This window comes from Streptomyces sp. RB17 (genome assembly GCF_009604455.1).
In the GTDB taxonomy this organism is placed as follows: domain Bacteria; phylum Actinomycetota; class Actinomycetes; order Streptomycetales; family Streptomycetaceae; genus Streptomyces.
The window spans coordinates 957,454-980,202 of sequence record NZ_WEGL01000002.1; the positions used below are offsets into that span (position 1 = coordinate 957,454).

Annotated in this window: 17 protein-coding genes and 2 pseudogenes; 6 read left to right on the forward strand and 13 right to left on the reverse strand. The window is 71.6% G+C overall.

Translation table 11 applies throughout. From position 1 onward, the window contains the following. Window positions 1-456 precede the first annotated feature (456 nt). The 3 genes from SRB17_RS47550 to SRB17_RS11310 all read left to right on the forward strand — a co-directional run bounded on the left by SRB17_RS47550 (window position 457) and on the right by SRB17_RS11310 (window position 5,070). On the forward strand, window positions 457-591 hold the full coding sequence (locus SRB17_RS47550) for a hypothetical protein (protein WP_267133420.1): 135 nt from the start codon (window positions 457-459) through the stop codon (window positions 589-591). Between the two features lie 76 nt (window positions 592-667). Further along, window positions 668-1,537, forward strand: coding sequence for a hypothetical protein (locus tag SRB17_RS11305; RefSeq protein WP_153537294.1), 870 nt, complete (start codon window positions 668-670; stop codon window positions 1,535-1,537). A 158-nt stretch (window positions 1,538-1,695) separates the two neighbouring features. After that, the gene (locus SRB17_RS11310) at window positions 1,696-5,070 is read left to right on the forward strand and encodes a pyruvate carboxylase (RefSeq protein WP_153537297.1); all 3,375 of its coding nucleotides are present in this window, start codon (window positions 1,696-1,698) and stop codon (window positions 5,068-5,070) included. Between the two features lie 32 nt (window positions 5,071-5,102). Here the strand turns inward: SRB17_RS11310 and SRB17_RS11315 are convergent, their stop codons facing one another. From SRB17_RS11315 to SRB17_RS11345, 7 genes and pseudogenes are all read right to left on the reverse strand, one after another. Next, entirely contained in the window at window positions 5,103-5,564 is a 462-nt protein-coding gene (locus tag SRB17_RS11315; protein ID WP_153537299.1) for a hypothetical protein, read from the reverse strand. 91 nt (window positions 5,565-5,655) lie between these two features. Continuing rightward, on the reverse strand, window positions 5,656-6,432 hold the full coding sequence (locus SRB17_RS11320) for a polysaccharide lyase family 7 protein (RefSeq protein ID WP_153537301.1): 777 nt from the start codon (window positions 6,430-6,432) through the stop codon (window positions 5,656-5,658). A 125-nt stretch (window positions 6,433-6,557) separates the two neighbouring features. Next, the gene (locus SRB17_RS11325; protein ID WP_323375292.1) at window positions 6,558-7,766 is read right to left on the reverse strand and encodes a carbohydrate-binding protein; all 1,209 of its coding nucleotides are present in this window, start codon (window positions 7,764-7,766) and stop codon (window positions 6,558-6,560) included. A 123-nt stretch (window positions 7,767-7,889) separates the two neighbouring features. Beyond that, window positions 7,890-10,060: pseudogene (locus SRB17_RS11330) on the reverse strand (TIM-barrel domain-containing protein). A 627-nt stretch (window positions 10,061-10,687) separates the two neighbouring features. Beyond that, a complete protein-coding gene (locus SRB17_RS11335; protein WP_153537303.1) occupies window positions 10,688-10,903 on the reverse strand; it encodes a tautomerase family protein in 216 nt (71 codons plus the stop codon). A gap of 26 nt (window positions 10,904-10,929) precedes the next feature. Further along, window positions 10,930-11,046, reverse strand: coding sequence for a short-chain dehydrogenase/reductase (locus tag SRB17_RS11340; RefSeq protein ID WP_228395943.1), 117 nt, complete (start codon window positions 11,044-11,046; stop codon window positions 10,930-10,932). Between the two features lie 7 nt (window positions 11,047-11,053). Beyond that, window positions 11,054-11,334: pseudogene (locus tag SRB17_RS11345) on the reverse strand (SDR family NAD(P)-dependent oxidoreductase); the annotation flags it as partial. 140 nt (window positions 11,335-11,474) lie between these two features. On the opposite strand from SRB17_RS11345, the gene SRB17_RS11350 reads away from it, so the two are divergent. The 3 genes from SRB17_RS11350 (at window position 11,475) to SRB17_RS11360 (ending at window position 16,499) form a co-directional block, all read left to right on the forward strand. Next, the gene (locus tag SRB17_RS11350) at window positions 11,475-12,347 is read left to right on the forward strand and encodes a helix-turn-helix transcriptional regulator (protein ID WP_323375293.1); all 873 of its coding nucleotides are present in this window, start codon (window positions 11,475-11,477) and stop codon (window positions 12,345-12,347) included. Between the two features lie 280 nt (window positions 12,348-12,627). Then, window positions 12,628-13,752, forward strand: a complete 1,125-nt coding sequence (locus SRB17_RS11355) for a GNAT family N-acetyltransferase (protein ID WP_323375294.1) — start codon at window positions 12,628-12,630, stop codon at window positions 13,750-13,752. 107 nt (window positions 13,753-13,859) lie between these two features. After that, window positions 13,860-16,499, forward strand: a complete 2,640-nt coding sequence (locus SRB17_RS11360) for a glycosyl hydrolase (protein ID WP_323375295.1) — start codon at window positions 13,860-13,862, stop codon at window positions 16,497-16,499. Window positions 16,500-16,602: 103 nt separating this feature from the next. Here SRB17_RS11360 and SRB17_RS11365 read toward each other — a convergent pair whose 3' ends face one another. From SRB17_RS11365 to SRB17_RS11390, 6 genes are all read right to left on the reverse strand, one after another. After that, window positions 16,603-17,370 (reverse strand): ABC transporter ATP-binding protein, encoded by a 768-nt coding sequence (locus SRB17_RS11365; protein ID WP_153537313.1) that lies wholly within the window; start codon window positions 17,368-17,370, stop codon window positions 16,603-16,605. A 3-nt stretch (window positions 17,371-17,373) separates the two neighbouring features. Then, window positions 17,374-18,984 carry a benzoylformate decarboxylase gene (gene mdlC, locus SRB17_RS11370; RefSeq protein WP_153537315.1) on the reverse strand — a complete coding sequence of 537 codons (1,611 nt, stop codon included), beginning with the start codon at window positions 18,982-18,984 and terminating at the stop codon, window positions 17,374-17,376. Further along, entirely contained in the window at window positions 18,981-19,826 is an 846-nt protein-coding gene (locus tag SRB17_RS11375) for an ABC transporter permease (protein ID WP_153537317.1), read from the reverse strand. The genes mdlC and SRB17_RS11375 overlap by 4 nt, the downstream gene beginning before the upstream one ends. Beyond that, window positions 19,823-20,623, reverse strand: coding sequence for an ABC transporter permease (locus tag SRB17_RS11380; protein ID WP_153537319.1), 801 nt, complete (start codon window positions 20,621-20,623; stop codon window positions 19,823-19,825). The genes SRB17_RS11375 and SRB17_RS11380 overlap by 4 nt, the downstream gene beginning before the upstream one ends. Further along, on the reverse strand, window positions 20,620-21,570 hold the full coding sequence (locus tag SRB17_RS11385; RefSeq protein WP_153537321.1) for an ABC transporter substrate-binding protein: 951 nt from the start codon (window positions 21,568-21,570) through the stop codon (window positions 20,620-20,622). The genes SRB17_RS11380 and SRB17_RS11385 overlap by 4 nt, the downstream gene beginning before the upstream one ends. A gap of 172 nt (window positions 21,571-21,742) precedes the next feature. Beyond that, window positions 21,743-22,747, reverse strand: a complete 1,005-nt coding sequence (locus tag SRB17_RS11390) for a Ppx/GppA family phosphatase (protein ID WP_153537323.1) — start codon at window positions 22,745-22,747, stop codon at window positions 21,743-21,745. Window positions 22,748-22,749: the final 2 nt, after the last annotated feature.

A 22,749-nucleotide genomic window follows, 5' to 3' on the forward strand; every position in this document is an offset into this window, starting at 1 on the left:
GTTGGAGCGCTCTCCAAGTCAAGCAACGCTCCGGGCCGGGCCGGGAATCCAGCCGCACCGGCAGCCCGAACAGGTCGTTCTGGGCGACCGATGGACTTCGGCGGTGCCGTGGAGAGGCACACCGGTACCGACTTTGACGGCCCGTAGGACGCCAAGGAGTTCCGGGCGGGAACGCTCGAACGGTGGGACGTGCCACTCGGTGGGCAACTGGCGGCCGCTGTACGGGAGTCCGGGCTCGCGCGCCGCGCCGCGTTGTTCCAGGGACCTGTACGGGAGGACGGATCCAAGGGGGCCGAGGTTGCCTCCCGGGCCCGGATTCCGCCGCTGGGGACCTGTGGGTCTTCCCACACCCTTCTCCCTCCGCAAAGGATCTTGACGCCCGCCTCCCGGCTCGCTGAACTGTCACCGATCGGGTCTCACCACCACCAAGGCCCACACCGGGGGAGGACCGGGCGCATGTCGGAACGACAGTGGCGCAACCAACAGGTGATCGACGAGTTCCGCCACGGGGGCGGCGTCGCCGGCGGCGACTTCACCGGCGTACCGCTGCTGCTGCTCCCCACGACGGTGGACAACGGGAAAACGCTCTGAGGCCGGGTTGCCGGACCGGGGTGAAGGGGGCGATGGACATGACGGGGGAGCCGAAGGCGATGGGCTGCCGTGCCTCATGACGACTGAAGCGCGCATCGAGTGGTGCCGCGCGCTGCTCGCACGGCCGGCCCGGTTCACCGGGCGCACGCTGCGGGGCGAGTGGCACGCCATCGTCGTCGAACCGGTGCGGCGGCTCACGCGGCGCGGTGTGTCCGGCCTGCTGCTGGCGTTCGTCGCCGCGCTGGGCGTCATCTTCTTCCACGCGATCGCCCAGCATCCGCTGGGCGCTGTGTGGGTGACGCGCCTCGGCGGCGTCCGGGCCGACCTGCCGCTGTGGCTGTCGCTGCTGCGCACGCCCGTGTCGCTGTACGTCCCGGCGCTCGATCTGCCGGTGTGGGCGGGCATCACCCAGCTGTTCCTCGCCTTCGCCTGGGCCGAACTGGCTCTGGGCCGGGCCCGTACGCTGGCGATCTCCTACGCCACGACCCTGGCCGGCACGCTCACCGCCCGCGTGATGATCGCGATGGGTCCCGGCTGGTGGGGCTTCGGACTGCCGCACGCGTACGGGCAGGTGCTCGACACCGGCCCCTCCGCCGCCGTCGTCGGCCTGTTCACCTATCTTTCGGTGGTCGAACGCGCGCCCGTCGTGTTCACGCTGACCGGCGGCTCGATGGTGTGGGAGTCCGTCGCCGTGCCCAATCTGGCCGGCCGCGAGCACCTGATCGCGGTGGCCTCGGCGATCGTCCTCGGCCTGCTGCACGGCCGCCGCGCCCGGCTGCAGGCCCGTCTGCGGTCCCTGCTGCCCGTCCGGGACAGCGGTCCCACGCCCACGGAACCACCCGTGATCCCCGCGCCCGTGCCGCCCCGGACCGTGCCCGCGCCGGCGAGCGCCGAACGCGCACAGGAGCGCTCGCAGGACACGGCGATGACCTCCCTGGAGTGCTGACCCCGCCGGGTGTGCCTGTGGCGCCGCCCACCCTGTCGATGTGATGGTTGTCGCACGTCGACATGCGCGAGCACCCCCTAGGGTGGCCGCGATGTACGGCAGGGCGTGGCAGACACCATGGTGTTCGTCGCCGGCAGGGCAGCTGAAGGGATTCCAGGATGTTCCGCAAGGTGCTGGTCGCCAACCGTGGAGAGATCGCGATCCGCGCGTTCCGGGCGGGCTACGAGCTCGGCGCGCGCACCGTCGCCGTGTTCCCGCACGAGGACCGCAACTCGCTGCACCGGCTGAAGGCCGACGAGGCGTACGAGATCGGCGAGCCGGGACACCCGGTGCGGGCGTATCTCTCGGTCGAGGAGATCGTGGGCGCCGCCCGCCGGGCCGGTGCCGACGCCGTCTACCCGGGCTACGGCTTCCTGTCCGAGAACCCGGAACTGGCCCGCGCCTGCGAGGAGGCGGGCATCACCTTCGTCGGCCCGAGCGCGGCCACCCTGGAGCTGACCGGCAACAAGGCCCGCGCGGTGGCAGCCGCCCGGGCGGCCGGCGTACCCGTGCTCGGCTCCTCCCAGCCCTCCACCGACGTGGACGAACTGGTGCGCGCCGCCGAGGAGATCGGCTTCCCCGTCTTCGTCAAGGCGGTCGCGGGCGGCGGCGGGCGCGGCATGCGCCGCGTGCAGGATCCCGCCCAGCTGCGCGAGTCCATCGAGGCCGCCTCCCGCGAGGCCGACGCCGCGTTCGGCGACCCGACGGTCTTCCTGGAGAAGGCCGTTGTCGACCCGCGCCACATCGAGGTGCAGATCCTCGCCGACGGCGAGGGCGACGTCATCCACCTCTACGAGCGCGACTGTTCCCTCCAGCGCCGCCACCAGAAGGTCATCGAGCTGGCTCCCGCCCCCAACCTCGACCCCGAGGTACGGCAGCGGATCTGCGACGACGCGGTGCGCTTCGCCCGCGAGATCGGCTACCGCAACGCGGGCACCGTGGAGTTCCTCCTCGACCCGGACGGCAACCACGTCTTCATCGAGATGAACCCGCGCATCCAGGTCGAGCACACCGTGACGGAGGAAGTCACGGACGTCGACCTGGTCCAGGCCCAGCTGCGGATCGCCTCCGGCGAGACCCTCGCCGACCTCGGCCTCGCCCAGGACACCATCACCCTGCGCGGTGCCGCCCTGCAGTGCCGTATCACCACCGAGGACCCCGCCAACGGCTTCCGCCCGGACACCGGCCGGATCAGCGCCTACCGCTCCCCGGGCGGCTCCGGCATCCGCCTGGACGGCGGAACCACCCACGCCGGTACGGAGATCAGCGCCCACTTCGACTCGATGCTGGTCAAGCTCACCTGCCGGGGCCGCGACTTCAAGGCCGCCGTCGGACGCGCCCGGCGTGCCGTGGCAGAGTTCCGCATCCGCGGCGTGGCCACCAACATCCCGTTCCTGCAGGCCGTCCTGGACGACCCCGACTTCCAGGCGGGCCGGGTCACCACGTCCTTCATCGAGCAGCGCCCGTACCTGCTGACCGCCCGCTCCTCCGCGGACCGCGGCACCAAGCTGCTCACCTACCTCGCCGACGTCACGGTCAACAAGCCGCACGGCGAGCGCCCCGACCTGCTCGACCCCATCACCAAGCTGCCGCCGCTGCCGGCCGGCGAGCCGACCGCCGGCACCCGCCAGCTGCTGGTCGACCTCGGCCCCGAGGGCTTCGCCCGCCGGCTGCGCCAGTCGCCGACCATCGGCGTCACCGACACCACCTTCCGCGACGCCCACCAGTCCCTGCTGGCCACCCGCGTGCGCACCAAGGACCTCCTGGCCGTCGCTCCGGTCGTCGCCCGCACCCTGCCGCAGCTGCTCTCCCTGGAGTGCTGGGGCGGTGCGACGTACGACGTCGCGCTGCGCTTCCTCGCCGAGGACCCCTGGGAGCGGCTGGCCGCGCTGCGCGAGGCCGTTCCGAACATCTGCCTGCAGATGCTGCTGCGCGGCCGAAACACCGTCGGCTACACGCCGTACCCGACCGAGGTGACCGACGCGTTCGTGCAGGAGGCCGCAGCCACCGGCATCGACATCTTCCGCATCTTCGACGCCCTCAACGACGTCGGCCAGATGCGCCCCGCCATCGACGCCGTACGCGAGACCGGCACCGCGATCGCCGAGGTCGCCCTCTGCTACACCGCCGACCTCAACGATCCGGCCGAGCGGCTGTACACCCTCGACTACTACCTGCGGCTGGCCGAGCAGATCGTCGAGGCGGGCGCCCACGTCATCGCGATCAAGGACATGGCGGGACTGCTGCGCGCGCCGGCCGCCGCCAAGCTGGTCTCCGCGCTGCGCCGCGAGTTCGATCTGCCCGTGCATCTGCACACGCACGACACGGCCGGCGGCCAGCTCGCCACCTACCTGGCCGCGATCCAGGCGGGCGCCGACGCCGTGGACGGCGCGGTCGCCTCGATGGCCGGTACGACCTCCCAGCCGTCGCTGTCGGCGCTGGTGGCCGCCACCGACCACTCCGACCGCCCCACCGGCCTCGACCTGCAGGCCGTCGGCGACCTGGAGCCGTACTGGGAGGGTGTCCGCAGGATCTACGCCCCGTTCGAGGCGGGCCTCGCCTCCCCGACCGGCCGCGTCTACCACCACGAGATCCCCGGCGGCCAGCTGTCCAACCTGCGCACCCAGGCCGTCGCCCTCGGCCTCGGCGACCGCTTCGAGGACATCGAGGCGATGTACGCCGCCGCCGACCGCATCCTCGGCCGCCTGGTCAAGGTCACCCCGTCCTCCAAGGTGGTCGGCGACCTCGCCCTGCACCTGGTGGGCGCCGGTGTCTCCCCGAAGGACTTCGAGGAGACTCCTGACAGGTTCGACATCCCGGACTCGGTGATCGGCTTCCTGCGCGGCGAGCTGGGCACCCCGCCCGGCGGCTGGCCGGAGCCGTTCCGCACCAAGGCCCTCCAGGGCCGGGCCGCGTCCAGGCCCGCGCCCGAGCTGTCCGGCGAGGACCACGAGGGGCTGGCCAAGGAGCGCCGCGCCACCCTCAACCGGCTGCTGTTCCCCGGCCCCACGCGGGAGTTCGACACCCACCGGCAGGCCTTCGGCGACACCAGCGTGCTGGACAGCAAGGCGTTCTTCTACGGACTGCGGCCCGCCAAGGAGTACGCCGTCGACCTGGAGCCCGGCGTCCGGCTGCTGATCGAGCTGCAGGCCATCGGTGAGGCCGACGAGCGGGGCATGCGCACGGTGATGTCCACGCTCAACGGCCAGCTGCGGCCCATCCAGGTCCGTGACCGCGCCGCTGCCTCCGACGTGCCGGTGACGGAGAAGGCCGATCGCGCGAACCCCGGTCATGTGGCGGCGCCGTTCGCCGGTGTGGTGACCCTGGCGGTGTCCGAGGGCGACGAGGTCGCCGCCGGCGCCACCGTGGCCACCATCGAGGCGATGAAGATGGAGGCCACCATCACCGCGCCGAAGGCGGGCCGCGTCTCCCGTCTGGCCATCAACCGGATCCAGCAGGTGGAGGGCGGGGACCTGTTGGTCGAGCTCGCCTGAGCCACCGTGTGCTGCGGCCGGAGGGCCCCGGGTCAGTCCCAGAGCGGGTACGTCATGACCTGGTTGAAGCCCTTCGGCCGGGCGCCGGTGTAGGTCAGGCTCATCTGCGCGTAGCGCTCGAAGGACGGATGCTTCTTCCACTGCTGCTCGCCGGTCAGCCGGATGACGACCGGGTACTGGTGGAAGGTGCCGGCGGCGCAGTACGGGTCGCAGTCGTTGACCCAGTTCACGCCCACGGCCTTCGCACCGTCCGGACCCCACTGGGACCAGTGGAGTCCGGTGAGCCGGCTGTTGCCGTCGCCACAGGCCAGGATGAAGTCGGCCGGGCGGACGTTCCGGTGGAAGAAGCAGTCGACCAGGACGGGCCGGGCCGGACTGGCCTGCACGCCGGTACCGGGAGGGGTCGGGGGACTGGCCGAGGCCGTCGTCATCGCCGTGGTCAGCAGGGCTCCTGCCGCCAGGGTGACCGCCGTTCCCACCAGTGCTCCACGCATGGCCGCTCCCACCGTCGTGCTGTGTTCGACCGTCCACTCGACGCTACGACCACCCGGCCGTTTGCACCAATCGCGCAGGTCGCACGGCGTGTCACCCGTGCTTGACAGTCAGGCCGTAGAACGCGACACGGGCGCCGTTGGTCGTACTGTCCGATGAGGACTGGTTGTACGAGCCGGCCTTGAAGTACTGCTTGTACGGCTGGAACGACGACGGGATGCCGTAGTGGGTGGTGGTGCCGTTGACGGTCAGGTCGATGGTGTTCCCGCCGGAGACGGCGATGGTGTAGGTCCAGGTCTTGCCGATCGACACGTGCCCCACGGTGTGCGCGGTCTGGCCGCCGGACGGCGAGTTCTCCGTGCCGAGGACGATGTCGCCGTCGGCGTGGTAGTACAACTCCAGCAGCGGTTTGGTGGAGGAGCCGCCGCTGCCGAGGTGGATCTGCCCGACGCACACGTTCTTCGTCACCGACACCACCCGCAGGGTCGCGCTCATCCGGTGCGAGCCGGACAGCGCCCAGTCGGCGGCGCTGCCGTCGCGGTTCATCTCGCGCAGTTCGGAGCGGGCGTAGTTGGAGTTCGGCGTGGTGACGCCCTTCTCGGGCGCCCAGAAGGTCATGGCGCCGTCGCGGGTGTCGGTGTAGAAGTAGGCGTCCTGGTAGCCGTTCGGGCCCTGGAGCCGGGACGAGGGGATGGTGGTGGGGCTGCCGGGCGAGCCGACGGGCTCCTGCAGCTCCCAGACCGACAGGTCGAAGTTGCCGCCGGGCGCCACATGCGGGTCGGCGGCGATCGCGCTGGGGCTGCCGAGGAGTGCGAGGGCGAGGGCGAGGCCCGCAGCGGTCGGCACCGCGAGGAGCCGGGATCGGGTCATGTGGGGGTCCCTTCTTCGAGTGAAGGCCGGACCGTCGGATGCGTTCAGCATGATGAACGCTGAACGCATCCTTGGCCGTTGATGACCCGAGAAGCTAGAGGTCTGAACCAGACACGTCAAGTGGCTCAGCAGGCGCCCTCGTCCTGCCACGGGCCCCATTCCGAGGCGCCCGGCACCTCGTTCTGGGTCCACCACTCGGCCTTCCAGTTGTGCTTGCCGTACGAGACCTCGTCGCCGGCCGTGTACACCGCCGACGCACTCCACGCGGTCTTGCAGGAGGTCGGCGTCGGAGTGGGGGTGGGTGTCGGGGTGCTGCTCGGCGGGGTGACGCCCGCGAACTGCACCGAATACTTGGCGAAGTCCCAGTCGTTCTGCGCCACGCTGGAGCACGTCCCGGACGTGCGGCCGCCGTTGTCCGGCGGGCTGCACTGCCGGTCGCGGTTCAGGGACCAGAACGTGAAGCGGTCCATGTTGTGGCTCGTCGCATAGTCCAGCACCGTCTGGAAATCGGCCTGGGTGAAGTACTCGCCCGAGTCGCTGCGGCCGTTCATGCCCGAGAAGCCCTCATGGGCGTACGCGGTGGCCTGGTCCCAGCCGAACGTCGACTGCAGGATCGAGTTGAAGTTGGTCAGCGCGCTGGTCTGACTCGCGGCTCCGTTGAAACCGCCGTCGAACGGCATGATGGAGAAGTTGTTCGGGGTGAACCCCTGGGACTTGGCCTCCAGCAGCATCTGCTTGCCGAACCAGCCGGTGCCGTCCGCGGTGCCGGCCGTCGTCACCGAGACGTAGAGCCCCGGGTTGTTCTGCTGGAGGATCTTGGCCGCGCCGATCTCGTTCTTGATGGCCGCGGTGTTCTCGTACTCCGGCTCCTCCAGGTCGAAGTCGATGGCGTGCAGCCCGTACTTGGTGATGACCTGCTGGTAGGCCGCCGCCGTGGACGCGGCGTCAGCGCAGGCCTGGCCGAGCTTCGTGCCGCCGTAGCCGCCGATGGAGACCGACACGTCACCGCCCTTGGCGCGGATCGTGTTGATCATGGACTGTACGGCCGTGTCCGAGGAGACGGGCGCGGTGCCGCCCCAGGTGGGGGAGCAGCCACCGCCGTTGGGGGCGAGGACGAAGGCCAGCTGGAAGGCCTTCAGGCCGGTGGCGTCCATGATGGCGGCCGGGTCCGGCGGGTCGTTGTCCAGTGGCATCAGATAAGGGGCCGCGGCGTACCAGCGGTTGCTCAGAGCGGTCGTCGCGCCCGAGGCGCTGTTCGCGACGAGCGCGGTCGTGCCGGCGGCGGCGAGCGTGACGGCCGCGGCCGCGCCCAGACATGCCCGAAGAGGTCTCACTGCGTGCCTCCAGAGGGTGGGGGAGTCCCAGAACGGGGAGCCCCACCCTCCGGGAGCTGTTGCGGCCACGTCAATAAGCTGGACTAGACCAACGCTCTCTTTGGACTAGACCATACGATTCCTTTACCTTTCGTCGACCAGTCGCACGGTGAAGCCCCGGTCGAGCGGCAGGCTCGGGGTGTCGATCGTCGTGACGTGCGCGCCGGCGTCGTACGACCAGGCGGAGGCGGGCAGTCGGCTTCCGTCGAGGAGGACCCGTGCGGGCGCCGTGTCGCCGTGCACGGTGAACCGGTAGGAGCGGGCGTCCACCTTGCCGGTGTACTCGCCCCTGCTCGCGCCCACCGAGAAGGTCGTCCCGGCGCCGTCGGTGTGCAGGGACACCCGCTGGGTGGCGGCGGCACCCCCGGCGAAGTCGCGGGTCACCCCGTCGTCCTCGTACAGCGTGTAGTGACTCGTGCCGTGAGCCGCCGGATACAGGTCCCAGTCCAGCTCGTGCCGGTCCCGGGTCTGCCAACTCGTCGTTCCCTTCGGCCACATGGGCACGATCGCGCCCTCGCGCACGAACAGCGGGAGTGTGTCGAGCGGGGCGTGGTAGCCGTTGACCGTGGTCGGACCCTGGTAGGTGCGGCCCGTCCAGTAGTCGGTCCAGGTGCCCTTCGGCAGGTGGATGCCGTCGCGGGTGTCGGAGTCCTGGTAGACCGGCGCCACGAGGAAGTCGGGGCCGGACAGGAACTCGTACTTCGCCTGGTCGGACAGGGTGCCCGGGTCGTCCGGGTACTCCAGCCACAGCGGACGCACCGCGCCGACACCCGTCTTCGCCGCCTCGGCGGAGAGCGTGTACATGTACGGCAGTAGCCGCTCCTTCAGCTGCAGGTACTTCCTGTTGACGGAGGTGTACGGCTCGCCGTCGAGCCACGGCTGCTGGTCGGCGGGCTTCTTGGTCGTGAGGTCGGTCGCCCAGCCGTCCATGGTCATGATGGCCGGCAGGAACGCCTTCCACTGCAGGTCGCGGGCGTACATCGTGGCGTCGTGGCGGTAGATGCTGCCCACGTCACCGGTGTTGTAGGCGATGCCGGACATGGTCGCTCCGGCATAGGTCGGGATCTGCCAGCGGATGTAGTCCCAGGACAGCTTCTGGTCGCCGCTCCACAGCACCCCGCAGCGCTGGGCGCCCGCCCAGGACACCGGCAGCCACACGAAACCGCGCGCGTCGCTGTTGTCCTCGATCCCCTTCTTGGCGGCGTCGCACGCGTCGAGCGCGAACTTGTAGCCGTTGCCGACCCAGGCCACGTCCAGCTTGGCCACCCGCTGACCGGCCTTGACCTGGTCGGCGAGCTTGTCGATGCCGTCCTGGGTCCACAGGCCGAGCTGGGCGTGGTGGTCCTGCAGACCTTTGGCGGTCTGCTCCAGGTTCTCGTACCCGCAGCCGTAGCCGTCGTTGACCAGCATCCAGCCGAGCGGCATCTGGTTCTGCGTGTACCCGTCGGCGATCTTCAGCGCGTTCAGGGTGTGCCGCTCGCCCCGGTTGGCGTTGTGCAGGTAGCAGTCGGAGTCGCCGGGTTCGAGGCCGTACACCGGTGGCATGAAGGGCTTGCCGACCAACGCCGTGTACCTGCCGATGACTTGTTTGGCGTCGCCGAGGAAGTAGTACGCGTCGAGGCGCCGTTCCTGCTGACCGGTGGTCACCGGCCGGCCGAAGGTGTACACGCCCGGTGCGAAGGTGTTGCGGAAGACGCCGTAGCCCGCGCTGGAGAGGTAGAACGGCTGGGAGTTGTTGTAGCCGCCCTCGTCCCAGTCGAAGCTGTTGGACACGTACATCGTCTGCCCGCGGTGCGAGAAGCTGCCGTTCTGCTCGCCGCCGCCGAAGAACTGCTCGTCCGCGCCCCGCACCAGGCTCTGCCGCATCCCGCCGGTCGACCAGCGCAGCGGCTTGTCCTCCTGCCAGATCCGGGTGCGGTTGTCGGGCTTGTACAGCCCGAAGCGCAGCGGCTCTTGTACACGCGCAGGACGGCCTGCGGCGAGCGGATGCCGTAGTAGTCGCCCGCGTCGAAGGAGGAGGTCTGCCGCTCGGGGGCGGGCTCCTTGCGCACGATGGCCGTGCCCGCCGGATCACTGAGCGAGCCGGACGGGTCGGCCTGGAGCCGCAGTTGACCGCCCTCGAGGAAGTCGGCCCGCGCGGTGAGCTGCCCGGCCTCGACGGTGTACCTGCCGTCGCCGCCCGAGAAGGACGTGAGATCACCGGCGTCCGTGGTGGCGGGGAGGTACGCGGTGCCCGTGAAGGAGTTGTCGTGCACGTCGTACGGCACGACCACCACGTGGTACGTCCCCGACGCCCTGGGGATCACCGTGGCCTCCGGGTCGGCGGTGCCCGCGCTGGACGCCACCTGCGTGCCGTGGTCGTCGTAGACGTACAGGTCGAAGTCGTCGGAAGGCTTCTCCCACTTGACGGACAGCGGAACGCCGCCCTCGGGGTTGTCGTCCCAGTAGCCGTCCGGCACCGAGACGGTCAGGTCGAAGCGGTCGCAGACCTTGTCGTCGGGGTCGGCGGCCGGGTCGGGACAGCTCTCGGTGCCGCCGCCGGTGCCCTTGGCGTAGACCGGGCTCTGCCAGCTGACGCTGCTGTGTGCGGGATCGAGTACGGCGCCGGAGGCGGTGGCGGCGGCCTGGGCGGGCGCCGGACCGGCGAGCAGGGTTCCCGCCAGGGCGGTCGCCAGCCCCAGCGGTACCCAGGCCGGCCATGGCACACGGTGGCGCAGTCTTCGCGGTCTTTGCACGCGGAACAGCTCCCCTCGCAGCACTGCGGACTGACTGATCTTGCTCCTGGTGCTCGGAAGCGCTCGGAAGTCCCTTGAAACGAGCAACTTCAAGCAGGAAGCCTCGTGCTGACGCAGGTTCATGTCAAGGGTCGGGCCGCGTTCCCGTCAGCCGCCGGACGGCTCCTGGAGCATGGCGAGAGTCAGGACACCGCCGCCGATGCCCCAGCCGCCGTCCGTCACCTCCTCCACCAGCACCATGGTGGCGGCCCGGGCCCGCTCGCCGTAGATCTCGACGTACAACTCGGTCGTGCGGGCGACGATCAGCTCCTTCTGCTCCTCGTCCAGGCTTCCGGCGGGCACCTTGAAATTCGCGAACGGCATGGGTTCTTCTCCTTGCTCGAGGGGTGTCAGAGGGAACTGCCCGGGGTGAGCGGGGCGTCGATGCCCGCGCGGCGGAAGAACTCCGCCCGGATGCGGCCGACGACCGCCGAGACGACCTCGCTGCCGTCACGGGCCGGGTCCACGTGGGTGCGCAGCGGCCGTACCGAAGAACTCGGTGACCTGCCGTTCGCCGGCGACGTCGGCGTGTACGGGACCGCGCTGCCGCCGGCCGCGATGACCTCCCGGACGGCGGCCTCGGCCGACTCGCGGTGGCCGGCGTAGCCGATCACCACGGCGTCCCCCTCGGCGGCGAGCCGGCTCACCGTCGCCCGGCCGATGCCGCGCGAGCCTCCGGTGACCACGGCGACGCGGGGGCGGTCAGCCGATTCCCGGGGCGCCGATTCCTGGGCGGCTGTTTCCTGAGCGGACATGAGCTGTCTCCTGCCGGAGGGGGCGGTGCGGGACGTGCTCCCTCAGCCTGGGTCGCCGCGGCCGCGCCAACCACGGCTGCGCTCACCCTGGGGTCGGCAACCCCTGGATCCGCGTTCGCCGGGGCGCGACCATGGACGGCGTGAACCATGCCGAGCTGGCCGCCTTCCTGAAGTCCCGGCGTGACCGGGTCCGCCCCGCCGACGTCGGCCTGCCCGCAGGGCCGCGCCGCCGGGTTCCGGGTCTGCGGCGCGAGGAGGTGGCCCAACTGGCCGGGCTGTCGGCCGACTACTACACCGAGCTGGAGCGGGGCCGTGGCGCCCAGCCCTCCGCGCAGGTCCTGGCTGCCCTCGCCCGTGCCCTCCGGCTCGGCGGCGACGAACGCGACCATCTGTTCCACCTCGCCGACCGCCCGCTGCCGGCCGAGGCGTTCGGGCCCACCGCGCTCGTCCAGCCCGCCCTGCTCGGCCTGCTGGACCGGCTCAGCACGACCCCCGCCCAGGTCATCACCGACCTGCACGAGACGCTCGTCCAGAACCCCCTCGCCGTGGCGCTGCTCGGCGAGATGCCGAGCGGACGCGGGCCCCACCGCAGCTTCGTCCACCGCTGGTTCACCGACCCGAGCGCCCGCGGCATCTACCCGGCCGAGGACCATCCGCACCACTCGAGGGTGTTCACCGCCGACCTCCAGGCGGTCGCGGCCCGGCGCGCCAAGGACGCCGACGTCACCCGGCTGGTGGCCACGCTGCTGCGGCGCAGCACGGAGTTCGCCGAGCTGTGGGAGCAGCGGGAGGTCGCCCTGCGCCGCACCGACCACAAGCGGATCGTCCACCCCTCGCTCGGCGTCATCGAGCTGGACTGTCACAGCCTCTTCAGCGAGGACGGCCGGCAGCGCCTGCTGTGGTTCAGCGCCCCGCCCGGCACCGAGGGGGCCGCCCAGCTGGAGCTGCTCTCGGTGATCGGCACGCAGGACCTGGGCGGCAGGGCGCAGCAGCTGGGGCGCCCGCCCCGATGAGGGGGCTTGCACCAGGCGTGTCACGAAGTCGGCGGACCCGTGGCGGATCATCCGTCGCCTGAGGCACCCTTGACAGTGTGCGTACTGTTTCGCGACGTTTGAGCAGTCGCGCGCGGAGGGGAAGCGACGCACATCGGAACGAGTGGCAGGACGCGCCCGGCGCGTCATGGGGGGGAGCGGTCGCCCATGCGATCCATGAGCCATGATCCACACGCCTCACCGGTCTGTGCCGCCTCGGGCACACCGCTCGCCGAGCCTGCGGAAGGGCGGTCGAACTGAGGTGGAGATCACCATCCACAGACCCGGCGAGCTGACGCCCGAGCTGCGCGGGGCCTGGCACCGCGCCATGGACGAGTCACCCGAGTACTCCAACCCTTTCCTCGCACCGGAGTTCGCGACCGGCGTCGGCCGGTACCGGCGCGGGGCCCGGGTGGCGGTCCTGCGCGAGAACGGGGAACCCGCCGGGTTCTTCCCGTACGAGCGGGGGCCGTTCGGCACCGGACGCGCCATCGGGCTCGGACTGTCCGACTGCCAGGCCCTCGTGCACCGGCCCGGGGTCACCTGGGACGCCGGGGAACTGCTGCGCGCCTGCGGGCTCAGCATCTTCGAGTTCGACCATCTCGTCCAGGAACAGCGGCCGTTCGCGCCGCACGTCACGGGCACCTTCGCCTCCCCGGTGATCGATGTGAAGCCCGGCGACGGCGGCTACCCGGAGTGGCTGCGCGCCACCTACCCGGGCCTGGCCAAGACCACGCTGAAGAAGGAACGGCGGCTCGGCCGGGACATCGGCGAGGTGCGGTTCGAGTTCGACGAACGCGACCCGGAGGTGCTGCGCACCCTCATGCGGTGGAAGTCCGCCCAGTACCGCAGGACCGGCCGCATGGACAGGTTCTCCCGGCCCTGGATCGTCGGCCTGGTCGACCATCTCTTCCGGGTCCGCGAGGAGCACTTCACCGGGGTGCTGTCCGTGCTGTACGCGGGTGACCGGCCGGTCGCGGCCCACTTCGGCCCCCGGTCGAGCACCGTGCTGGCCGCCTGGTTCACCGCCTACGACCCCGAACTGCACTACTACTCGCCCGGATTGATGATGCATCTGCGGACCGCCGAGGCGGCGGCCCGGCACGGGGTGACCCTCGTGGACCTCGGGCGCGGCGACAAGGAGTACAAGGACTGGCTCAAGACCCGTGAACTGCGGGTCGCCGAGGGCTTCGCGGCCCGCCCGCACCCGATGGCGCTCGCCCAGCGGCTGTGGCGCAGGCCGGTGCGGGGGCTGCGGAACACGGTCAACGCCCATCCCCAGCTGCGGGCACCGGCCGACCGGCTGCTGAAGACCGTGGGCAGGGTGCGCAGTCAGGGCGTGGCGGCCGCCCCGCCCGCCCGGAAGAATCGCTTCCCGGACCGGTAGTTACTGGCAGGTTCTCGTCAAAAATTTCGCCAAGCGGCAGACGATTTCGCGCCTACGTGATCGGGTCTGCGATGTCAGCAGTATCGCTGCACCCCGGGAGGCCCTTGGTGTCCGTACCAACCCACAGAAGACGGTGGTTCACCGTCTGCGCGCTCGCCGCGTCCGCCGCACTCGTCGCCATCCCCCCGTCCGCCGCCTCCGGGCGCACGGTGAGCCCCTTCGGCGTCCGTGCCCTCGGCCAACTGGCCAAGGAGCGCGAGCAGTCGGTGGGTGCCATGTCGCCGCACGTGGCGGCGGACGACGACGGCGGCAACGAGGCGGACGAGATCGCCGAGGGCGCGGACCAGTACGCCGAGGCCCGCACCTCGCCGGGTGTCGTCGCGCCGGGTGCCTACGGCGCGGCCTGGCAGGATTTGAACAAGCTCCACGACGCGGGCGGCAGATGGCGCAACATCACCGACCTGCCGTACAACTCCGACGACGCGCGCTACCGCGACATCGACTCCAACTCCAGCGGCGGAAGCGGGAACGTCACCGGCCGGATGGCGGCGCTCGCCGCCGACGACGACGGTTACGTCTACGCGGGCAGCGCCGGCGGCGGAGTGTGGCGCTCGCGCAGCGGCGGCGGCCACTGGCAGCCCATCAGCGACCGGCTGCCCGCCCAGTCCACCGGCGCCCTCGCCGTCGACGGGGCCGGCCGGCTGTGGCTGGGCACGGGCGAGGCCACCACCAACGCCGACGCCTACCTCGGCAGCGGAGTCTACGTCCTCACCCACCCGCACCACGGCACCTTCTCCACGCGCAGCCGGGTCGGCGGCGACGAGTTGGAGAGCACCACCATCCACGAGCTGCGCTTCGGCGGCGGCACGGTGTGGGCGGCCACGAGCAAGGGCGTGTGGAGCCACTCCGCGAAGAAGCTCGGCGGCCCCTGGAAACTGGAGTACGCGCCCAACCCCGACTTCCTGCCGGGCGGTTCGAAGGCCGACGACCCGAGCGCGCCGTACAAGAACATCGCCAACGACATCGCCATCGACCCCAAGGACCCCTCCAAGGTGGTCCTCGCCGTCGGCTGGCGCAGCGGTGACGACTACAACGGCTTCTACACCAAGGCCGGCGGCACCTGGACCCGGATCACCAGTGGCCTCGGTGACCTCCCGGCCGACGCCGACAACGTCGGCAACGTCACCTTCGCCCGCTCCGCCGACGGCTCCCGCTACTACGCCATCGACCAGTCACCGGAGCAGCTGAACACCAACCCGGACAGCGGTCTGGAGGGCATCTACGTCTCCAAGTCCGGCTCGCCGACCGGCCCCTGGACGAAGATCGCCGACTACAAGGGCCTGGCCGCCGACAACTCGGCGCTCACCACGGCCGGTTACATGCCCGGTGTCCAGGCCTGGTACAACCAGTTCCTCACCGTCGACCCGAGCGACCCGCAGCACGTGTACGCCGGGCTCGAAGAGGTCTACGAGACCAAGGACGGCGGCGCCGACTGGTCGACGGTCGGCCCGTACTGGAACTTCACCTTCCCCTGCTGGAACATCGACCCCGCCAAGCAGACCGGCGACTGCAACCCGACCACCCACTCCGACCAGCACGGCGTGGCGATCGGCCGCTACCACGGCAAGAGCTTCGTGTACGTCGGCAACGACGGCGGCGTCTACAAGCGCCCGGTGAACGGCTCCCAGGACGCCTCCGGCCACGCCACCGACTGGACCTCCCTCAACGACGGCACCATCGACACCCTGCAGTACTACTCCGTCGGCATCGGCAAGGACCCCGACCACGGCGGCCTGGCCGTCACCGGTGGCCTCCAGGACAACGGCCAGTCCGTTCTGCGCAGCAACGACAAGGTGATGGGCTCCAACTTCGGCGGCGACGGCGGCGACACCCTCACCGACCCGGCCAACGGCTGCAACATCGCCCAGGAGTACGTCTACCTGGCCGTCCAGGTCACCCAGAACTGCGCGGTGAACGACGGAAGCTGGGTAACCGACCCGAGCAAGGCCACCTCGTACTCCGTCGCCCCGCCCGACAACGCCACCAGCGAGGCCCGCTTCATCGCCCCGCTCGCCGCGGACATGAAGGACGGCAACACCTGGGTCGCCGGCGGCCGGCACATCTGGGTCCAGACCCACGGCTACGCCATCCGCAGCGGCAAGGAGTGGACCAGCGTCCACGACCTCGGTGCCGGCCGTACCGCGACCGCCGTCGCCGCGTCCGGCGGCAAGATCTACGCCGCCTGGTGCGGCCCCTGCAACAACCAGGGCTTCGCCCGCGGCATCGCCGTCGGCAACGCGGACGGCACCGGCTGGCACGACATCAGCCTGCCGGTCGACGGGACCGTGCCCAACCGCTACCTGAGCGGCTTCGCCGTCGATCCGAAGAACGCCGACCACGTGTTCCTCGCCGTCAACGGCTTCTCCCGGCACTGGACCGAGGGCCCCGGCGCGGGCGTCGGCCACGTCTTCGAGTCCACCGACGGCGGGACGACCTGGAAGGACATCTCGGGCAACCTGCCCGACGTGCCGACCAACTCGGCGCTGGTGACGGCGGACGGCGGCCTCGCCGTCGCCACCGACCTCGGGGTCGTCTACCGCGCCCCGGGCCGCGCCACCTGGCAGCGGATCGGCAGCCTGCCGGCCGTCGCCGTGCTCCAGCTCAAGACGAGCCCGGACGGCGGCACGCTGTACGCCGCGACGCACGGCCGCGGGATCTACACCGTCAAGGTGTGCGACCTGCGCTGAACGATTGAGGGCGCAGTTCCCCGCACCCCGAAAGGGGCGCGGGGAACTGCGCGACCAGCCAACACGGACCTGCAGACAACAGACGGCACGGAGCGGCATTTCCTTATCCCGGCCAGACCCGCGGAGCGCCCCGTACCGCCCGTCCGACCTCCGTGCGCAACGTCACGAACCCGGGCAGGCTCCTGGTGGTGAGCTGGTCCCGTTCGCGGGGCAGGTCCACCGGCAGGTCGCGCACCACGCGGGAGCCGGGGCCGGGGGAGAGGACGACGACGCGGTCCCCGACGTACACGCTCTCGTCGATGTCGTGGGTGACGAACACGATGGTCGTGTCGTTCGTCCGGTGGACCTCCAGCAGCAGGTCCTCCAGGTCCTCGCGGGTGCCCGCGTCCAGCGAGCCGAACGGCTCGTCCATCAGCAGCAGGGTGGGTCGGCAGACCAGGGCGCGGGCGATGGCGACGCGCTGCTGCATACCGCCGGACAGCTCCCGGGGACGGCGCCGGGCCACCCCGTGCAGGCCGACCCGTTCGAGGATGGTCTCGGCCTCGGCCCGGCGGGCGGCGCGCGGAAGACCCCGGCGGCGCAGCGGCAGGGCGACGTTGTCGCGGACGGTGAGCCAGGGCAGCAGCGAGCGGCCGTAGTCCTGGAAGACGACCGCGAGCCGCTCCGGTACGCCGGTCACCGCCGTCCCGTCGATCGTGACCATGCCCTGCTGCGCGGGCAGCAGCCCGGCGATGGTGCGCAGCAGCGTGGACTTGCCGCACCCGGAGGGCCCGACCACGCTGAGGAGCTGGCCGTCGGGCACGGTGAGGGTGATGCCGTCCAGGACGTGGGTGTCGCCGAAGTGCCGGCTGACGGAGTCGAGGCGCAGCATGCCTCACCCGGCCCAGGGCTCGTACAGGGTGCCCGCGCTGCCGCCGACCCGCAGGTGCAGCAGGAAGGGGCCGGAGTCGTCGCCCCGGCTCAGGGCGTGGTCCAGCGAGGCCGGCAGCTCGTCGGGGTGTTCGGCGCGGGCCGCGGGGCAGCCGAAGGACTCGGCGAGGGCCGCGAAGTCGATGCCGGTGATGTCCGTGCCGGGGACGGGCGCGACCCCGATCCGGCGGCCCAGCGCGCGCACGGCCGCGTAACCGCCGTTGTCCAGCAGGACGCAGGTGACCGGGGCCGCGTGCCGGGCCGCGCTCCACAGGGCCTGCACCGAGTACAGCGCCGAACCGTCACCGACCACGCACACCACCCGGCGCCGGTCGGCGAGCGCCCGTCCCACCGCCAGGGGCAGACCCCAGCCGAGCGCCCCGCTGCCCGTGGTGAGGAAGCCGCCGCTCGCCTCGACGGGTACGCGCGCGTGCAGTGTGTCGCGGTGGCTCGGCGCCTCCTCGACGAGGACCCGGTCGCGCGGCAGCCGCTCGCGCAGCAGATCGAAGAACAGCTCCGGTGTGATGTGCCCCTCGGCGCGTGCCGGGGCGGGGGCCGGCCTTGGCGGCGGTGGGTCGCGGTCGGGTTCCTTGCGCAGCAGCCCGGTGAGCCGCTCCAGGGCGGGCCGCAGCGTGGTGACGATACTGGTGCCCGTGGGCAGCCAAGCGGCCTGGCCGGGGTCGCAGTCCAGATGGAACAGCTCCGTGCCCGGCGCGAGCGGCGGGCCGTCGTCCGCCACGTGATAGGTGAACACCGGTGTGCCGAGGGCCACCACCACGTCGTACGGTGCGAGGCGTGCCGCCAGTTGCCGGGCGATGGGTGGCAGGAACCCCTGGAACAGCGGATGCGACTCCGGGAAGCCGGAGCGGCCGGAGAGCGGGCTGATCCACACCCCGGCCCGGATCCGCTCGGCCAGCGCCCGGACCTCGTCCAGCGCGTCCTCGTCGTCCACGCCCGGCCCGACCACGAGCGCCGGGCGCGCGCAGGTGTCCAGCCGGGCGGCGAGCGCGTCGAGGGCATCCGGGCCGGCCGTGAACGCCGAGTGCACCGTGCGGGGCGTGACGGGCTCGGCGGGCCGGTCCCAGTCGTCCTCGGGCACCGACACGAACACCGGGCCGCGCGGATGTGCCATCGCGATCCGGTACGCCTCGGCGAGCACGGCCGGCACGTCCTCCGCGCGTTCCGGCTGGCGGGCGGACTTCACGTACGGGCGCGGGAACAGGGTCGGTTCGTCGGCGCCGAGGAACGGCCGCAACTGGATCAGCGAGCGCGCCTGCTGTCCCGCCACGATCACCAGCGGCACCCGGTCGCGGTAGGCGTTGAACACCGCGCCGAGGGCGTGCCCCACCCCGCCGGCCGAGTGCAGGCTGACGAAGGCGGCCCGCCGGGTGCCGAGCGCGTGCCCGGCCGCCATGCCGACGACGACGGACTCCTGCAGGCCCAGCACATACCTGAAGTCGTCCGGCCAGTCCCGGAACATCCGCAGCTCCGTGGAGCCCGGATTGCCGAAGACCGTGGTCATGCCGGTCTCGTGCAGAAACCGTACGACCGCCTCGCGGACCGTGGCCGTCGTCATGGCGTCCTCCCTGCGGATGCCCGTGGGCCGACGAGCCGCTTCTCGACCGCCAGCAGACCGGTGTTGAGGAGATACCCGAGCGCGCCGAGCAGCAGCAGCGCCGCCCACACCGTGAGCAGGTCGGAGCGCGTCTGGGCGTCGGTGAGTGTGAAGCCGATGCCGTTGTCACTGCCCGGCAGCAGCTCCGAGAACACCATCAGGATCAGGGACAGCGAGAGACTGAGCCGGAGCCCGGCGAAGATCCGGGGCAGCGCCGAGGGCAGGATCAGGAACCACAGCCGTTCGGGTGCCGTCAGCCGCAGCACGGCCGCCACCTGCAGCCGCAGCGGGTCGGTGGCGCGGGCGCCCTCGGCCGAGTTGACCAGCACCGGCCATACGGCGCTGAACACGATCGACGCCACCTGCATGGGCGTACCGAAGTCGAAGACGACGACGAACACCGGCACCAGCGCGGGCGGCGGCACGGCCCGGGCGAACTGCAGCACCGGGTTGCACAGCGCGTACGCCCGCCGCGAACGGCCCACCGCGATACCCAGGGTGATCCCGGCGAGTGCGGCGAGCGCGAACCCGGCCGCCATCCGGCCCAGGCTCGGCAGGATGGTGTCGAGGGCGGACGGGGTGAGGAACAGATGGCCGACAGGTCCCGAGAACCACAGATCGCGGGCGTGCCGGGCGATGCGCAGCGGCGGCGGGAAATACACACTGGTCTGGGCGCGGGCGGCCAGCTCCCAGCAGCCGACGGCGACGAGGAGCACCGACCAGCGCAGCAGGAAGGGGACGGCAGTGCCCCGGGGCGGGCCGGACGCGGATCCGGGCTGCTCTTTCGGCCTTGTCTCCGTCATGGGCGGCTCCGCACCGACTTGCCTGCCTCCGGGCGGGGTTCCTGCGCCCAGGCGAACAACCGCCGCTCCGCGCCGACCAGCACGCCGTTGATCACCAGCCCGAGGCCACCCGCCCACACCACCCCGGCCAGCACGTCCCGCGTGCCGTCCGTCTCCGTCTGGGCCTGGGCGATGAAGATGCCGAGGCCCTGGCCGAAGCCGGAGAGGATCTCCGTCGCGACGGCCAGGATCAGGGCGACCGCGGCCGAGATCCGCACGCCGGCCGCGATGAACGGGGCGGTGGCCGGCAACTCCACCCGCAGCAGCACCGCGAGCCGCCCGAACCCGAAGGCGCGCAGGGTGTCCTTGGCCAGCGGATCGGTCTCGCCGAGGCCGTAGACGGTGTTGAACAGCACCGGCCAGAGCGAGGCGTACGCGATGAGCGTCACCTCTGTGCGCGTGCCCGACCCGAGCAGCAGCGACACCAGCGGGATCAGCGCGACGGACGGCAGGGGCCGCAGAAACTCGATCACCGCGCGTACGGCGGCCTCCACCACCGGCACCGCGCCCAGCAGCAGCCCCAGCGGCACGGCGATCGCACAGGCGAGCCCGAGGCCCAGCGCCCACGCCCGCAGGGTCACCCCGATCCCGCCGAGAAAGGCCGGGTCACCCGCCAACCGGGCGGCCCGGGCGAGGACTTCGGAGGCGGGCGGGAGGTAGCTGCGCCGTACGAGCCCGGCCCGGGCGACCGCCTCGCAGATACCGAAGGCCCCCGCCGCGCCGAGCAGACCGAGCAGCAGTTCCTGGCGCCGCGTCATTTCACCAGCAGCGGTGCGGGATCGACGTCCTTCTTCAACAGTCCCTGGGCGCGCATGAGCGTGATGAGCCGGTGCAGGACGGCCGGGTTCGCGGACGCCGGATAGGCGGGCAGATGGATCGACCTGGCCTGGTCCGCGGTCACCTTGGCGTACTTGGGCAGCTCGGTGCGCACCGCTGTCGGATCCTCGGCGGCGAGCTTCGAGGCCGCCTCGACGGCACGCCGGAAGCCCGCCGCGGCCTTGGGGTTCTTCTTCACGAAGTCCGCGGTGGTGATGTACCCGCTGGCGGGCAGGCCCCGCGCCGGTCCCGACCCGCCGTCCAGCAGCACCCGGGCGCCCAATTCGCCCTGGACGGCGGTGTCGAAGGGCTCGACCACGTGGGCGGCGTCCACCTGGCCCCTTTGCAGGGCCGGGCCCATCTGCGGGAACAGGATCTGCCGGTAGACGGGCCGTCCTGCGCCCTGGGCTTCCAGGATCGCGTTCAGAGTCAGGGACTGGATGTTGTTGAGGACGGCGACGGCGACCTTCCTGCCCGCGAGGTCGGCGGGCTTCCTCAGCGCCGAGTCCCTGGGCACCAGGACGTCCATCATGTGCGGGGCGATCCGCACGCCCTCGGCGAGGATGCGCAGGTCCAGGGTGCCCTTCTCGTACGCCTGGAAATAGGTGACGTAGTTCGCGCTCGCGATCACGTCCACCTGGCCCTTGAGCAGCGCGGGCAGTGCCTGGATGCTCTGCTGCACGGGCTGGATGCGTACGTCCAGGCCCTCCTTGGCGAACAGCCCGCGGTCCCGGGCCAGATAGAGGGCGGCGGAGTCGGTGAGCGGCAGCGCGGCCACGGTCAGCTGCTGCCGCCCGTCACCGGAGTGCGACGTTCCGCCGCTGCCGCAGCCCATGAGGACCAGCGCCGCCGCGGCGATGAGTGCGGCGAGGCGTTTCGTTCCCGTCATTCCCGGTCGTGATCGGCGTAAAGGCATACGGGGATGACTACCCCGCATTTGTCATGATCGCTACAGATCGGGGCCGGGTTTCGGGAGCTTTGGAGAAACACGAACCGGTGCGGTGTCCGCGCTCGGCTCATTGCCGGCCTCCGGCAGGCCTCCGCGGCCCATTGAGGCCTCGTCAGGCCAGTGGGCCGGCGATGCGCAACGGGGGCGCGGAGGGTGGGGCCGTGGCGGCGGTGCCGGTGATGTCCGTCCACCAGTCCGCGCCGTCCTCGACGTAGCGCAGCAGCACGCCCTCGCGGATGGCCCAGGGACAGACCACGGCCCCGCGCAGCCCCATGAGCTTGAGCGCCGTGTGTCCGACGACCGCTCCGGCCAGGCTCTGCTCGGCGCGCGGGGCGGAGATCCCGGGCAGCCGGGCACGCTCGGCGGCGGGCAGCGCGGCGAGGGTGCGGACCGTCTCGCGCAGATCCCGGCAGCGCATCTCCCGCGGGACGAAGGGGCCGTAGCGCCCGGGCGCCGCCCCGCACAGCCGGCCCAGCTGCTGGAACGTACGGGAGCTGACCGCGGCGGTGCGCGGCCCTTCCCAGCGGATCCGCGAGGCCACGTCCCGCAGCTCATGGCGGATCCGGCGGCGCAGCTCCTTCAGTTCCTCCGGCCCGGGCGGATCCTGCGCCGCGAGGTACTCCTGGGTGAGGCGCCGCGCACCGAGCGGGAGGCAGGCGGCGAAGTCGGGCAGCCGGCCCCGGCCGAAGGCCACCTCCAGGGAGCCGCCGCCGATGTCGAGCACCGCGAGCGGGCCGGCGCGCCAGCCCAGCCAGCGCCGGGCCGCCAGGAAGGTCAGCTCCGCCTCGGTCTCGCCCGGCAGGGTGCACATGCGGATCCCCGTCCCGGCCGCCACCCGGCGGAGCACCTCCTGCCGGTTCGGGGCGCTGCGCACCACCGTGGTCGCGAAGGCCAGCGGCCCCGACGCATGCCATCTGCGGGCCGTGGCCCCCGCCGCGGCCACCGCTAGAACGAGCCGCTCCACCGCCTCGTCGGCGATGGTGCCGTCCGGTCCGACGTGTTCGGACAGGCGCAGCTTCCACTTGACCGTGTGCACCGGCAGCGGAACGCCACCCTCCGCATCCGCGATCACCAACCGAACCGTGTTCGACCCCGCATCCAGCACGCTCACCCGCATGG